Here is a 13073-nt window from a genome sequence, read left to right on the forward strand (position 1 = left end):
TGTGATATTTTTAAGTATAAAAAAGAGCAAGTCACTTTCATGGCTTGCTCTTTTTGCTTTTTAAATAGGCTTTAAAGTACGGTTACTACTTCTTTCATTGCTAGACGCGATTTAGGTAATGCGGCGTTGTAGTCTTCGTCTTTGTGGTGATACCCGATCGCGAGTGCGACGTCGCATTGGTAGCCTTCCAGTTCTGCACTGAAGATTTCTCCGATCAATTCTGGGTCAACACCTTCCATAGGCGTGGAGTCAATACCAAGGCGAGCGGCTGTATGCATAGCATTACCAAGAGCGATGTAAGTTTGTGATTTTGTCCATGCTGCGTTGTTACCGTTTTCGTCCATGTTCATTTCTGCAAACACAAAACCGCCAAAAGCTTGCTCTCTGTTTTCGGGTTTGGTGCGGCCATCTTCAATGCCTTTATCCACCACATTTGCGTAGTCTTCACGGCTGTAGTGAGTTTTGTGTGCAAATAAAATAATGTGCGAAGCGCCTTTAGCGTGTTTTTGGTTGAACTGGAATTTGTTCGCAAAGGTATCGTGGAAGCGCTGTTTTGCCGCGTCGCTTTCAATCACGATAAATTTCCATGGCTGCGAGTTAATAGAAGAAGGCGATAGGCGCATTGCTTCGTAGATAACGTCTAAATCGGCCTGAGGAATTTTCTGCACCGCATCGTAATGTTTTGCTGTATGGCGTTTTTCTAGATCAGTAATAATCTGGTGTGACATCTTCTCTCTCCAAAATAAGTAAAACTGTTTGGCACCCTAGAAAGCTAGAGTCGTTCAATTCAATGGCGTTATAGTAACGAGACTCAGCTAAATGAAAAACAGGGTTTTCATTGAATTATTATCAAATATTAATTGATAATAAGTGGTGGTTTTCATATCCAATAGGGGGTAGTTCATGCAGCTTGAAGATCTTCGAGTCGTGCTTAAAGTCGCGGAGTTTCGCAGTATTACGGCTGCAGCCACGCATTTAGACATGCAAATGGCGACAGCGAGCGCCGCTGTTAAGCGAATAGAGGCTGCGCTTGGTGTCGAGTTGTTTGTGCGTACTACGCGCCATCTACGACTTTCTAGTGCGGGCGAGCGTTACTTGCCCCAGTGTATTTCTGCTATGTCTATGTTGGATCAAGCAAAACAAACTATTCATAATGATCTGGATATTATTAGTGGTGAAATTCGCTTAGCTGTTTCGTCTGACTTGGGGCGCAATATCGCGATTCCTTGGGTGGATGACTTTATGGTGCAGCATCCAAAAGTGACACTGCGGGCACATATTAGCGACAGCAATGTCGATTTTTATCGGGATGCGTTGGATATTGCTCTGCGTTATGGTGCGCCAGCAGATTCCAATGTCTATGGCTTTAAAATTTGTAACGTACCGCGTTTATTGGTCGCCAGCCCAAGTTACTTGGAATTACAGGATGCACCGAAACACCCTAAAGATTTGCTCAATCACCAAGGTTTGTTTTATCAGCTGCAAAATATTTTGAACGATACATGGCACTTCTCTGGTAACGAGTCTGGGGCAGATAAGACTTACAAGGTTAAGCCTAAAGCCTATTGTGCGGCGAACGATGGCGACTTAGTGAGGCGTTGGTGTGTGGCAGGAAAAGGGGTAGCGGTTAAATCCTCTTTGGATATAGCTAATGATTTGCTTGCTGGTCGCGTAGTGCCCTTGTTGACAGATTATAACATCCCACAAGGTGAACTTTGGTTGATTTGTCCAAGTCGCCAGTCTATTACGCCAACGGTGCGTTTATTGCGAGATATGTTTCGTGAGCGCACCAAAGCACTTTTGATGCAATTGGTCGAGCGAGGCTTTTTACAAAAAAACGTTCTGGCTGATTAAGGCTATTGATAAATCAGTGAATCTCTTACTGCGTCATTGGGTAAAATTGCTATAGTGATGAGAGAAGATTGTTTTTTATTGGAATGATGTCGAGGAAGGAATATGGCAGAGTTTCTTGTGTTGGGCGCAGGAATGGTTGGGGTGAGCAGTGCCTTGGCGTTGCAGGCAAGAGGTCATCAGGTGACTATCGTTGACCGTACTGGTGCAGGGTTAGAAACCAGTTATGGCAACGCTGGTATGATCCAAGTAGAAGCGGCCGAGCCCTATGCGTTACCAAGAGATATGGTGACGCTGTTTAAATATGCGCTGGAATTAAGTAACGACGTGACTTGGAAAATGAGCGGAGCGTTACCTATGCTGCCTGCTTTATGGTCGTATTTTCGTCATTCGTCACCCGAAAGACACGCTAAGATTTCTCGTATTCATTCCCAATTGACGATTCGTTCCACGGCAGATCATGCCCCTTTAATTCGTGACTCTGAGTCTGAGCATTTGATCTCTCGCTGCGGTCTGGTTATGTTGCACAGAGACGATGCCGAGTTTGAAAAAGCCTCTAAAAAAGCCCGTTTTTTGCTTAGTGAATACGGTGTCACCTCGAATGTTTATGACGGCAAAAGCTATATGAAAGAAGAGCCTGCGCTGAAAAAAACGCCAGCAGGCGCAGTGCATTATACGCAAAGCTGGAGTTGCTCTTCGCCAGGAGGGTTAACCGAAGCCTACAGTGATTTATTTGTTAAACGAGGCGGTCGTTTTGTCACGGGTGATGCCAGTACCTTGCAGCATACATCGAAGGGTTGGCAAATACTTACCAGTGAGGGGGAAGTTAAGGCCGAGCAAGTGGTCGTAGCACTTGGTCCTTGGTCGCCAGAGTTATTAAAGCGTTTTGGTTATCGAATCCCGATGGTGTACAAGCGTGGCTATCACGGCCATTTTAATGCGCCTAAAACACTGCTGCGGCCATTTCTAGATGTGGCAAATGGTGTGCTGGCAGCGCCCATGGTAAAAGGATTAAGAGTGACAACAGGCGCGGCTTTGGTACCACTTAATGCTCCAATGGACACTAGACAGCTTGAACGTGGGGCCGCGGCGCTTAATGACATGATTGATTTAGGTGAGCAAGTAGAAGAGCCTCAATGGATGGGTACGCGTCCTTGTATGCCAGACATGCTGCCACTTGTGGGTGAAGCACCAAACCATAAAGGCTTGTGGTTTCATTTTGGGCATGGTCATCAAGGTTTCACGCTTGGCCCGACAACATCACAGTTATTAGTTCAGGCGATTGAAGGGGAGAGGAGTGAATTGTTAGATGCACTTGCACCAGTGAATCGTTTGTCCTGACACTCAAAATCATAAACAAAAAAGCAGACGTTTTTTCAAACGTCTGCTTTTTATTGGCCAATTCATTAACTCTTCGAATTAGTTGCTTTTCAAGTAGTTCAACATAGTGTCGGCATCAGATACTTCAAACGGATCACTTGGTGCGTCGTCTTGGAAGCCCGCTTCAGAAAACATTTTCTTGATTTCACCGTTTTCAACAAGCATAGAATAACGCCAGCTGCGCATGCCAAAACCGAGGTTGTCTTTTTTTACAAGCATGCCCATTTGACGAGTGAAGTCACCGTTGCCGTCAGGTAAAAGGAAAACGTTTTTTGCGTTTTGGCTTTTGCCCCACTGGAACATAACGAATGCATCGTTTACAGAGACACAAATTACCGCATCAACACCTTGTGCCTTGAACTCTTCGTAAAGCTCTTCATAGCGAGGTAGATGAGACGTTGAACAAGTTGGTGTAAATGCGCCTGGTAAAGAGAAAACAACGACTTTTTTGTTGTTGAATAAGTCTGCAGTAGTCACATCTTTCCATTCAAATGGGTTTGGTCCGCCTAATTCTTCGTTGCGAATACGAGTTTTAAAGACAACATTAGGTACATTAGAGATCATGTTTTTTCCTTTCCTTTAGAGAGTTAACAGTTGATTGATTATATATTAGCGTTTCAAAAAGCCACGTTTCTGTAAAAAGCTTAGCATATGTTCGCGTTTCTTTTTCTGTACAGCTGCGGCGGTTTGTTCTGACCAATTACTGCTTTTCTGATTATCGCCACGGCTCTGGTAGTATTTTTGCATTTGAGCATCGTAAGCTTTTACATCTTGAGCACAGCGGTTGTTGTCGTAGCTGTCCTTATGAAGGATAACATCCACTGGTAAGCGTGGTTTTAGATCCGGTTGCGCGTCAGGATAGCCAAGGCAAAGGCCGAAAATTGGATAGACTTGGTCTGGCAAGTTTAGCAGTTCAGCGACTTGTTCTGGGTCGTTGCGAATACCACCAATAAATACAGCACCAAGGCCAACTGATTCGGCGCCTAGCATTAGGTTCTGCGCAAAAAACGTTGCATCAGTTGTCGCTGCGATGAAATGCTCCGTATTTCCTTCTAGTTCACCTAAGCCTTGTTCTAAGCTGCAATGTTCTACACGAGTCAGGTCCGCACAAATTACCAAAAACTCCGCCGCCGATCCCACCCATTTTTGACCGCCAGCAAGTGTGGCAATTTTCTGGCGATTGTCTTTGTTAGTTACTTGGATAAGTGAATATGCCTGAATAAAGCTTGAAGAGGCTGCGCCTTGTGCAGACTGAATGAGTTGCTTTAGTAATGCCTCATCGATAGCCTTGTTTGTGTATTGGCGGATAGATTTGTGGTTGGTTTGGGCTTGTAGAATGGGGTTCATAATTAGCATCTTGTCAAAAAACGATGCATAGATATTAGAGGCATAGTCTTTTAGGGTAAAGACTATGTTGCTGAGATAAAGAGGAGATATAAAGAAAAGGCTTACTCAATTGAGTAAGCCTTTTCTTATGCTGGTGGACGCACTTTTTTAGAAGCGGTATTCAGCACCGACACTAGCTTGGTTGAAGTCTGTTTCGAATTTAGAATCAGAGCTGACGTTATCCGCGTTTAGATCGACGTCATACCAAGTGTATTGTGCATTTAATAACAAGTTTTCTGTTACGTTAAAGTTAATACCGGCACCAGCGAACAAGCTTCTATCGTCTGAGCTGCCTTTGATAGAAGCGACATCGTAGTCTGTTTCGTGCCAAAGTTGACCAGCTTTAACAAACAACTCAGTCGTTTGAGTAATCGGCAAGGTGCCTTTTAGGGCGGCGGTATAACCTGTTGTTGATGCGCTAGCCGCACTGCCGCCATATTTACCAAAATCAATGTAGCTACCTTCTAGTGCTAGGAAGGAATTAAATCGATAACCGACAATGCCTTGTACTACATCGTTGTTATCGTCGAAGTCGTCATCGCTGTCTACTTTCAGGTAGCCATAGTTACCACCTACATAAAGGCCACTGTCGTTTGACATATCTTCCGCTTTTACTGCGGCACTGAATGATACGATGGCAATACTGCTGGCGATGATTGGAATGAATTTTTTCATAGTAAAACTCCTTTTCGTTAATTAAAAGAACTCCGCGAGTTGAGTATCCAATGTGGTGTATGACAGACAGAAAGGCTAGGATTTCGCCGCTACTTACCTATTTGCTTCAATTTCTATGCGCTTAACGTAGGTTAAAAACGCTTTGTTGATAGTACGAAAAGGCAGAATGGATTTTGAACAGGTCGTAATCGATTGGTGATAATGCAGGAATAGATGGATGAGATAGATGGCAAAGAAAATGAGGAGGGATGAAAGAACTCAGCCTAAAATAGGCTGAGTTCTTTTTACTTTTTTAATGGTATTTCTTACTAGCGACTTCGCCCCATAAATCTTCAATACGACTGTCACGACCACAGCTTGCGCGATAGTAAGCGTAGCGAATCGGGTTCTTTGTGTAGTAGCTCTGATGGTATTCCTCTGCTGGGTAAAACTTTTTGGCAGGTAGAATCTCGGTCACAATATCGTCTTTAAAGGGTTTTGACTTTTCTACTTTTGCCAAAGAGGCTTCAAAAACCGCTTTTTGTTTGTCATCTTGGTAAAACATCGCTGTCTTGTAGGGTGAGCCTTTGTCACAAAATTGGCCTGCGGCATCGGTTGGGTCGATGGTTTTCCAGTAATAATCTGCTAATGCTTTTAGTGAAACCACGTCATCATCAAAATTGATCACGACGGCTTCAAAATGGCCTGTCTTTCCTGAGGATACTTGTTTATAGGTTGGGTTGTCGGTGTGGCCTCCTATGTAACCGGAGACAACATCGCTGACGCCTTGGACTAATTCAAAATCAGATTCTACACACCAGAAGCAGCCGCCAGCGACTATCATGGTTTGTGGTGCGGCTTGGGATAGACTACTAAAAGTAGCAGCTCCACTAAGCAGCAGTAAACCAAAGGTGTTACTGAATAAATGTCGAGTTTTCATGTCGGGTGTCCTTATTATCATGTGAGCGCGCCTGTTCTATGGCGCGGTTAGCAATGAAAGTGTTGCTGTATCGTTATCTTTATCTTTGACGTATAGCAGAACACTTTTCTTACAATGAATTTTACCTTCCTACTTCCTAACGTATTTGCTGTCCATTTGGATGACATACTTACCATATTATTGTTATCTATATATGCTTAGCATATTAAAGTCATTTAAAATATCGATTAAGTGAATATAAGAGCGTGCTGTAGTATGCAACCTAATCAGATTATTTAATTGGAGGGGCCATGAGTGCATTTGTTACTGAGCGTGTATTAAGCGTTCACCATTGGGATGAAAATCTCTTCAGCTTTAAAGTCACACGCAACCCCAGCCTGCGTTTTGATAATGGTCAGTTTGTTATGATCGGCTTAGAAACAGAAGCGCGTCCTTTGATGCGAGCTTACAGTATCGCTAGCCCTAACTATGAAGAGCATTTAGAGTTTTTTAGTATCAAAGTACCCAATGGACCACTGACTTCACGCTTACAGCATTTAAAGGTTGGTGATGATGTTTTGGTTAGCCGCAAACCAACTGGTACCTTGGTAACTCGTGACTTACATCCGGGTAAAAACTTGTATTTGTTGTCTACTGGCACAGGTTTAGCGCCTTTTTTAAGTGTTATCCAAGATTTTGATGCCTACGAGCAGTACGAAAAAATTGTATTGGTTCATGGTGTTCGCCATGTAAGTGAATTGGCATATGCTGACTTTATTGAAAAAGAATTACCTGAAAATGAATTCTTTGGTGAGCAAGTAAGAGACAAGCTAATCTATTACCCAACCGTGACTCGTGAACCGTTTCGTAATCAGGGACGTCTGACAGATTTGATTCGCAGTGGTAAGCTAGCTGAAGATATTGGCTTGCCTCAGTTGAACCCATTGCATGATCGAGTCATGATTTGTGGCAGCCCAAGTATGCTTAAAGACACGTCAACCTTGCTTGATGAACTTGGTTTTACAGAATCACCAAAGATTGGTGTGCCAGGGGATTATGTAATCGAGCGAGCTTTTGTTGAACATTAATTGCGAGAGTGACTTTTTCGCTGACTAATAATTTTAGGAGATGTTATGAGTTCTGACTCTATTAAAAATGAAGAGTACGTCCCACCAAAAGTATGGCAATGGGATGCAGAAAGCGGTGGCAAGTTTGCTAGCATAAATCGTCCTATATCCGGAGCGACCCACGAAAAGGTTTTGCCGGTAGGCAAACACTCACTGCAGCTTCATTCCCTAGCGACGCCGAATGGCCAGAAAGTCACCATCATGCTGGAAGAGCTATTGGCGCTAGGAATTAGCGCCGCCGAATATGATGCTTATTTAATCAACATCGGTGAAGGTAATCAGTTTGGTTCTGGTTTTGTTGAAATCAATCCAAACTCTAAAATCCCTGCCTTGATGGATCACAGTACAACGCCACCGACTCGCGTCTTTGAGTCTGGCTCTATCCTGCAATACTTAGCGGAAAAGTTTGATGCGCTAGTGCCAAAAGATCTAGCGGCAAAAACAGAATGTCGTAACTGGTTGTTCTGGCAAATGGGTTCTGCACCATATCTAGGCGGTGGTTTCGGTCACTTTTATGCGTATGCGCCGACTAAAATGCAATACCCGATCGATCGCTTTACCATGGAAACCAAGCGTCAGTTGGATGTGTTGGATAAGCAATTAGCCAATAACACTTACATGGCAGGCGAAGAATACTCAATCGCGGATATCGCGATTTGGCCTTGGTATGGCAATTTAGTGTTGGGTAACTTGTACGATGCCGCAGAGTTTCTTGATGTTACTAGCTACAAAAACGTGCTGCGTTGGGCGAAAGCAATCGAGCAACGTCCAGCGGTTCAGCGTGGACGCATTGTTAATAAGTCTTTTGGCGACGGAGCACAGCTTCAAGAACGCCATGACGCATCAGATTTTGATGGTCTAATTGATTAAACTATAGCGTTGGAATCGTGCGTTTTTATGAAGGAATAAGCCATTTACTGGCTTATTCCTTTTTTATTGGTAATAAAAAATGGTTGTTTGAAAAATAAACAGTTATTTGAACCTATTCGGTGGCTTGTCACCATTTTGTAAGGCATGCATGTGTTAGAGTGGTGCTCTACGAAACCTGTTGGCCAGCATGATGCTGCAACCTACTCTTTGTTTGTGTCCATGTACTAGGCGATGTTTGCCTTATTTTGCAATGGCTAGATAAAAGAGAACAGCTCTACGTCTCATTTAGAGAGCTTTACCATGCAAAATTTAACGCAAGATGGACAAAACCTAGTTAACTCCCTTTCCCGTCGTTACAACCTAAGTTTCGATGCTGTGGTGCACATGCTGATAGCCGTCAACAATGGCAATGGTTCCATGGCGCAATTTAATTGCCCTGAGCTGGGCGGTGGCGGTCAGTGGATGCGTGGCGGTATGACCATGGTCGGTGATATGTTCAACTATGGTTTGAAATCGACAGTGGACAATCTGTGTAATGAATTGGCTAACGGCTTGGCTAATATGCAAGTGTTCATGCCGCTACCGAAAGGCTCAAAATCCAGTAATCAATGGTGGCCGGGCGATCTTGGTCAGCCTTTTAGCAGCGGTGCGCAAAACAGTACGCGTTACGCTATTTTTCCGAAACGCCTTGCGGTTGAAGTGAATGGTAATGTCACTGTTTACGATACGTTAGATAATAATATTGGTGGTATAAGCCAGCAGCAGGGTGGTAATTCATCGCTGACTTTTTTCAGCCAGTTCGGCACGATTGCGGTGAATACATTGCCGATTGTTTCTGGCGCGGGTTCAGCTAATTCAAATACAAACAATCAAGCATCACAACATTCAGCACAACATAACACGGCACCACAGAACAACTTTGTCGCTCCACCAGCTCCAGCAATGCAAACACCTCAGAACTTGGGCAATACGGCATCAGTCGATGAAGTGATTCAGTTGATTGAAAAGCTGGCAAAGCTGCGCGACATGGGCGCTATTTCGGATAACGAATACAATTCGAAAAAGACAGATCTATTGAATCGGATTTAATTAGCTGTGGGATTAGTGAAATATTAACTTAAGAAAGAGGCTCATGAGGAGCCTCTTTCTTTAGGTTTTATCTTCCTTTATCTTGTCGGTGCTTTGATTGGATTCTATTAATGGCTTTGCTAAAGGTTTTCATATGCTGCTTCTGAGCATAGGCACCTTGGGCTGAACGAGCATTAAATGCGTCCTCTTTTAGTAGCTTTTGGTAATTGTCCCAGTGAGATTGAGCTAATTCACCATTCCCTAAGGCATTTAAGATCTTGCAGCCAGGTTCAGTTTGGTGAGAGCAATTGTTAAATTTGCAGTGTTGGGCCAGTTGCACAATGTCATGGAAAGCCATCTCTAAACCATTTTGCGCATTAAGCAGCTGTAACTCACGAATACCAGGTGTATCGATGAACAACACGCCGTCTGCATTAATCAGCAGTTGCCGAGACGTTGTGGTGTGCTTGCCTTTGTCATCATCACGAATGCCTCCTATGGTCTGAATGTCTTCGATCATTCTAATGTTGTTTTGATCAATTACCTCTCTCTCGACCGTTTGATTGAAAAGCACATTTATTAATGATGACTTGCCAACACCTGAGGAGCCAACCATCGCAATGGTTGTGCCAGCAGTCAGGAAATGCTTAAGTAACAAAAGAGAGTCAGGCTGTAACATCGAAATACCGACTATGTTATGGACTTTTAAATCACGAATTTGATCTAAAAAGTCGTCGACCTTATCGGTTAAATCGATCTTATTAAGCACGATGACAGGCTCGATATTGGCATCATAAGCCATAGCGAGATAGCGCTCTAATCGTTTGAGGCTAAAGTCACTGTTTGCGCTGGTGACAATAAAAAGGTAGTCCAAATTCGCCGCCATGAGTTGCCGTTTCTGGTTGCTCAAGCGTTCTAGTTGGTTTTCCGCGTCTAATACTTCAATGATACGAAAGTGCTCATGAGCTTGTTCTACGATCACCCAATCACCGACACAAAAATGTTCGCTGACTGGCTGAAAGCTTTCTGGGCAAAGCAATTCCACTTCGCCTTCTTCCCAATTGGCACCTAAACCTTTGATGACCGAACGATGAATCGCACTGATTCGAAAGGCCTGTAATTCGTTAGATTGTAGTTTTTCAAACGTTTGGGTGTCTGTTTGTTGCAGGAAAAAATGGCTCCAACCTAAAGGTTGTAATCTAGATATATTCAATGTTTTAGCTCCGGCTAAAGATACAAAAATTAGTTAGATAAAACTAAAAACGCCGGATGAGACAGTGCAAAGAAAGATATCCCGAAAGAAATCTTATAAGAGGGGCAGTTCAAAGAAAAACGGTAAAACGTCTAACGCTATTCTAAAGTCTGATACTCTGTGCAGTCTTAATCGGCGTTGAGTTGAATACAATCATCAATAGTCTCCTGTAGGTTTGAGTGAGTCTGTATTCTCAGTGAGATTGAGGGTTTGGTCAAGTTAGATGCTTTAATATCACAGGAAAGCAATGAACTAGGGGGATTGAAGCTTTTATTGTACGAGGAAGGTTCCATTAATTCCGTAAGTCATCTAAGCTAAACCTTAGCTTAAAGTTTGCTGGAAAGGTCCATTTTTAATGTTTGTAAGGTTCCTGCGTCCAAACAATCTCTCCCAAAAAATGATGCGTGTGATTTTTTCCATTTATTTGGTTGTTACCCTTCTAATCACAAGTTTACAGTTTTTGAGCGAATATCTGAAAACGCAGGATGCTATTGTCAGCGAATTACAGCAATTGGAAGCAACGGTTCGGGGTCCTATTTCTACTAGCTTGTGGCAGTACAACCGCAACCAGTTAGATTCGCTTACCTCGGGGCTGATTCAAATGCCAATTATTGAAGGTGTGGATGTTTTAGACCAAAATTCGCAAAGTATAATATCGAAAAGATTCTACGACTCTAGCTCTGTTCCACTGTCTATTTTTGATTCGACATCAGCATTAAGCTGGACTCTAAATGGCGAAAGCATACCTCTTGGTACGCTGGTACTTTATTCATCCTCAGGTGTGGTGCTAGAACGAGTTTGGTTCGGCTTTGCTTTGATTGCTATTACCGCATTCATCAAGTTAACTGTCTTATTCTGGCTGTTTATTTGGGCCTTTGACCGCTATTTAGCAACACCTTTAAGAGAGCTAATGTCGCAAGTGAATGAGGTGCAGTTAAGCACAAGTATCAGTAAGCGCATTCATTTATCGAACGCTGAAAATAATGAGCTTAGTCACCTTCAGGATCATATAAATACTATGCTAATTGCAATGTCGACAGATCGAGAGCGGCTGTTAGAAGATGAGCAGGCCAAGCGAGATTGGTTAGAAGAGGCCGTGGCAAAACGTACCGAAGACCTACAAATTCTTAATGAAAAACTCAAATACCTCGCAACAAGGGATTCTTTGACGGATGTCTTAAATCGAGGAAGTTTTTTTGAAACAGCACAACAGTTGCTGGTGCTTTCCCAGCGTCAAAAATCGACAGCGTCTTTTATCTTGATGGATTTAGATTACTTCAAGCGCATCAATGATACTTATGGTCATTTTATCGGAGACAAAGTACTGATCCACTTTACCCAAACACTTCAGGGCTTTTTAAGAAAATCAGACCTTCTTGGTAGAGTGGGCGGTGAAGAGTTCGCTATATTTCTTCCAGATACCGGATTGGATGCTGCTTGCCAGCTTGCTGATAAAATACGTCAAACTATAAGTGATGCTGCGTTAGAAGTGGAAGATAAGACAGTCACTTATACTGTAAGCCTTGGTGTTGAATCATCGGAGCCTGAAGATCAGTCAATTGATGAACTGTTTAAACGTGCCGATTTGAAGCTCTACGGAGCGAAAGATAAGGGGAGAGATCGTGTTGAAAGGTAATAAACTAAGAATGATATCCCTCCTTATGTTTGCCTTGGTAGCTGGCGTGTCGAGTGTTAGTCATGCGAAGACACTAAAAGTGTGTTACGACCAATGGCCACCGATGACAATATTCCCAACAAAAGCAGCTCCTGAGCGTGGTGTCGTCATCGACATGGTTGAGCAAATATACTCTTCAAAAGGATATACCCTCGAATACTTTGAAGTACCTCTAGCAAGAGGGTTGGACATGGTAGCCGAAGGGTTATGTGATATGTTGCCAGAATATCTCTATTCGAAGAATTCAGAGAAAGGCTTTAGCTACGCCGATGAAGCAACTTTTTCCTACGCCAGTGCTTTTGTTGTTCGAAAGAATGATCCTTGGCGTTATCAAGGCATCCAATCTTTAAATGGCAAACGAATCGCAACGGGTCCTGGTTGGGATTACAGCTCGATGAGTGCTGGCTATCAAAACTATATCGATGACCCGAAAAACGCTAACTTTGTTGAAGTCATCGCGGGTTATGATGATGTCGTTGACCGTATCTTTCAGATGATTAACGAAAACCGAGTCGACTTATATGCAGATAACGAGCTCGTCCTGCAGTATGTTTTAAATCAGCTGAACTTAAACGATGACCTCATAGTTGTGCGTCCAGGCTTAGAGAAAAACCTAGTTGAAATGCCCATCTTTTCAAATAAAATTCCCTCTGAAAAAAGACAAGAATTGATCAATATTTGGAACCAAGGTCGCTTAGCGATGAAGGGCAAAAAAGAGCAAGCTCTGCTTAGCAAGTATAAGGTATCATTGGAAGAATAATGTAAGACAGTTCTATTCCTTTCGAATAGCCAGAAAACAATAGATAGATTCACTATCAGATCAACTCAGTGAAGAGTTGACCCACCTAGAATTGACTCGTTCGACGATCAGCCTGAACCACTATTTGTATC

General features: G+C 43.0%; 13 protein-coding genes. 7 read left to right on the forward strand and 6 right to left on the reverse strand.

Going from position 1 to position 13073, the window contains the following annotated elements:
- Positions 1–71: 71 nt before the first annotated feature.
- Positions 72–728 carry an NAD(P)H-dependent oxidoreductase gene (locus JSY38_RS12385; protein ID WP_205113449.1) on the reverse strand — a complete coding sequence of 219 codons (657 nt, stop codon included), beginning with the start codon at positions 726–728 and terminating at the stop codon, positions 72–74.
- Between the two features lie 175 nt (positions 729–903).
- Between JSY38_RS12385 and JSY38_RS12390 the strand changes: the two genes are divergently transcribed.
- Both JSY38_RS12390 and JSY38_RS12395 read left to right on the forward strand, forming a co-directional pair.
- Positions 904–1854, forward strand: coding sequence for a LysR family transcriptional regulator (locus JSY38_RS12390; protein WP_205113450.1), 951 nt, complete (start codon positions 904–906; stop codon positions 1852–1854).
- A gap of 102 nt (positions 1855–1956) precedes the next feature.
- Positions 1957–3192 (forward strand): NAD(P)/FAD-dependent oxidoreductase, encoded by a 1236-nt coding sequence (locus JSY38_RS12395; protein ID WP_205113451.1) that lies wholly within the window; start codon positions 1957–1959, stop codon positions 3190–3192.
- Between the two features lie 78 nt (positions 3193–3270).
- On the opposite strand, the gene JSY38_RS12400 is transcribed toward JSY38_RS12395, so the two are convergent.
- From JSY38_RS12400 to msrA, 4 genes are all read right to left on the reverse strand, one after another.
- Positions 3271–3795, reverse strand: coding sequence for a peroxiredoxin (locus JSY38_RS12400; protein ID WP_205113452.1), 525 nt, complete (start codon positions 3793–3795; stop codon positions 3271–3273).
- Positions 3796–3840: 45 nt separating this feature from the next.
- Entirely contained in the window at positions 3841–4578 is a 738-nt protein-coding gene (nfsA, locus tag JSY38_RS12405; protein ID WP_239543965.1) for an oxygen-insensitive NADPH nitroreductase, read from the reverse strand.
- A gap of 147 nt (positions 4579–4725) precedes the next feature.
- Positions 4726–5292: a porin family protein gene (locus JSY38_RS12410; RefSeq protein ID WP_205113454.1), complete on the reverse strand. Its 567-nt coding sequence runs from the start codon at positions 5290–5292 to the stop codon at positions 4726–4728.
- A gap of 292 nt (positions 5293–5584) precedes the next feature.
- A complete protein-coding gene (gene msrA / locus JSY38_RS12415; protein WP_205113455.1) occupies positions 5585–6211 on the reverse strand; it encodes a peptide-methionine (S)-S-oxide reductase MsrA in 627 nt (208 codons plus the stop codon).
- A 290-nt stretch (positions 6212–6501) separates the two neighbouring features.
- On the opposite strand from msrA, the gene JSY38_RS12420 reads away from it, so the two are divergent.
- From JSY38_RS12420 to JSY38_RS12430, 3 genes are all read left to right on the forward strand, one after another.
- Positions 6502–7278, forward strand: a complete 777-nt coding sequence (locus tag JSY38_RS12420; protein WP_205113456.1) for a ferredoxin--NADP reductase — start codon at positions 6502–6504, stop codon at positions 7276–7278.
- A gap of 45 nt (positions 7279–7323) precedes the next feature.
- The gene (gene yghU, locus JSY38_RS12425) at positions 7324–8187 is read left to right on the forward strand and encodes a glutathione-dependent disulfide-bond oxidoreductase (protein ID WP_205113457.1); all 864 of its coding nucleotides are present in this window, start codon (positions 7324–7326) and stop codon (positions 8185–8187) included.
- 300 nt (positions 8188–8487) lie between these two features.
- Positions 8488–9276, forward strand: a complete 789-nt coding sequence (locus JSY38_RS12430) for an SHOCT domain-containing protein (protein WP_205113458.1) — start codon at positions 8488–8490, stop codon at positions 9274–9276.
- A gap of 67 nt (positions 9277–9343) precedes the next feature.
- Here the strand turns inward: JSY38_RS12430 and rsgA are convergent, their stop codons facing one another.
- Positions 9344–10468 carry a ribosome small subunit-dependent GTPase A gene (rsgA, locus tag JSY38_RS12435; protein WP_205113459.1) on the reverse strand — a complete coding sequence of 375 codons (1125 nt, stop codon included), beginning with the start codon at positions 10466–10468 and terminating at the stop codon, positions 9344–9346.
- A 499-nt stretch (positions 10469–10967) separates the two neighbouring features.
- Here rsgA and JSY38_RS12440 point away from each other — a divergent pair, with 499 nt between their 5' ends.
- Both JSY38_RS12440 and JSY38_RS12445 read left to right on the forward strand, forming a co-directional pair.
- Entirely contained in the window at positions 10968–12143 is a 1176-nt protein-coding gene (locus tag JSY38_RS12440) for a sensor domain-containing diguanylate cyclase (RefSeq protein WP_239543966.1), read from the forward strand.
- A complete protein-coding gene (locus tag JSY38_RS12445; RefSeq protein WP_205113461.1) occupies positions 12130–12942 on the forward strand; it encodes a substrate-binding periplasmic protein in 813 nt (270 codons plus the stop codon). Before JSY38_RS12440 ends, JSY38_RS12445 begins: the two co-directional genes overlap by 14 nt.
- The last annotated feature ends 131 nt before the right edge of the window (positions 12943–13073 follow it).

Origin of the sequence: Marinomonas foliarum (genome assembly GCF_016906065.1) — a bacterium.
GTDB lineage: Bacteria > Pseudomonadota > Gammaproteobacteria > Pseudomonadales > Marinomonadaceae > Marinomonas > Marinomonas foliarum.

Excerpts from the sequence above, each read along its gene's own strand:
- msrA (WP_205113455.1), bottom strand. The coding sequence starts at position 6,211 with ATGAAAACTCGACATTTATTCAGTAACACCTTTGGTTTACTGCTGCTT.
- JSY38_RS12390 (WP_205113450.1), top strand. The coding sequence starts at position 904 with ATGCAGCTTGAAGATCTTCGAGTCGTGCTTAAAGTCGCGGAGTTTCGC.
- nfsA (WP_239543965.1), bottom strand. The coding sequence starts at position 4,578 with ATGAACCCCATTCTACAAGCCCAAACCAACCACAAATCTATCCGCCAA.
- JSY38_RS12395 (WP_205113451.1), top strand. The coding sequence starts at position 1,957 with ATGGCAGAGTTTCTTGTGTTGGGCGCAGGAATGGTTGGGGTGAGCAGT.
- yghU (WP_205113457.1), top strand. The coding sequence starts at position 7,324 with ATGAGTTCTGACTCTATTAAAAATGAAGAGTACGTCCCACCAAAAGTA.
- JSY38_RS12420 (WP_205113456.1), top strand. The coding sequence starts at position 6,502 with ATGAGTGCATTTGTTACTGAGCGTGTATTAAGCGTTCACCATTGGGAT.
- JSY38_RS12385 (WP_205113449.1), bottom strand. The coding sequence starts at position 728 with ATGTCACACCAGATTATTACTGATCTAGAAAAACGCCATACAGCAAAA.
- JSY38_RS12430 (WP_205113458.1), top strand. The coding sequence starts at position 8,488 with ATGCAAAATTTAACGCAAGATGGACAAAACCTAGTTAACTCCCTTTCC.
- JSY38_RS12410 (WP_205113454.1), bottom strand. The coding sequence starts at position 5,292 with ATGAAAAAATTCATTCCAATCATCGCCAGCAGTATTGCCATCGTATCA.
- JSY38_RS12400 (WP_205113452.1), bottom strand. The coding sequence starts at position 3,795 with ATGATCTCTAATGTACCTAATGTTGTCTTTAAAACTCGTATTCGCAAC.